1 pseudogene is annotated in these 1,282 nt (G+C 57.4%); it reads left to right on the top strand.

The features are described 5' to 3' along the window. Positions 1-84 precede the first annotated feature (84 nt). Positions 85-1,282, top strand: a pseudogene (locus RYZ20_RS15810) (IS3 family transposase); the annotation flags it as partial.

Genomic DNA, 1,282 nt, shown 5'->3' on the forward strand with positions numbered 1-1,282 from the left:
TGTCTGACGTCAGCGCCTGTGGGACAGATTTTCGGTTTTCGTAACGGAGTATTTCTGGTTCATCGCAGCCATTATGGAGCGAAGATGAACAAGAAATCCGGAACATCGAAGGACGCGGCTGACAAGCTGGTCAAAGGCATCCGCCGCAAGACGCGCAAACAGTACTCTGCGGAAGAGAAGATCAGGATCGTGCTGGCGGGCCTGCGCGGCGAAGAAAGCATTGCCGCACTCTGCCGCCGTGAGGGCATCAGCGAGAGCCTGTATTACACGTGGTCGAAGGAATTCCTGGAAGCCGGCAAGCAACGCCTTGCAGGGGATACTGCCCGTCAAGCGACCTCGCCTGAGGTCAAGGAGCTGCGCTCGGAATCTGCGGCACTCAAGGAGGTCGTCGCTGACCTGACCCTGGAAAACCGTCTGCTCAAAAAAAGCATGATCGGGGATGGGGAGTACGAGGCATGAGGTATCCTGCATCAGAAAAGCTGGAGATCATCCGCACGGTCGAAGCCTCACATCTCCCCGTCCGTCAGACGCTGGCCATGCTCGGCATTCCACGCACGACCTATTATCGCTGGTATGACCGTTGGTCCGTAGGCGGGCTGGACGCGCTTGACGATACGTCACCCCATCCTGGGTCTGTGTGGAACCGCCTCCCGGATGAAATCCGGGCGGACATTATCGAGTTCGCGCTTGAGCATGAGGATCTGACGCCCCGGGAGCTGGCGGTGAAATACACCGATGAGAAGCAGTATTTTGTCTCTGAATCATCGGTTTATCGCATTCTGAAGGCTGAGGACCTGATCACAGCACCAGCTCACATCGTGATGAAGGCTGCCAATGAGTTCAAGGATAAGACGACGCGTCCCAACGAGCTTTGGCAGACCGACTTCACCTACCTCAAGGTGCTGGGGTGGGGCTGGTTCTACCTCAGCACCATCCTCGACGATTACAGCCGCTATATCATCGCCTGGAAGCTTTGCACGACGATGAAGGCCGAGGATGTGACCGCCACGCTTGATCTGGCATTGCAAGCATCAGGCTGCGATAGCGCAACCGTGGTCGCCAAGCCCAGACTGCTCAGCGACAACGGCTCGTCTTACATCGCCGGAGACTTGGCGGATTACATCGAGGAAAAGGGCATGAAACATGTCCGCGGCGCGCCCTATCATCCCCAGACCCAGGGCAAGATCGAGCGCTGGCACCAGACCATGAAGAACCGCGTCTTGCTCGAACATTACTTCCTGCCTGGAGACCTGGAACGGCAGATCGCCGCCTTCGTCGACCA

Source organism: Pseudothioclava alba, from assembly GCF_033100795.1.
Classification (GTDB): Bacteria; Pseudomonadota; Alphaproteobacteria; order Rhodobacterales; family Rhodobacteraceae; genus Pseudothioclava.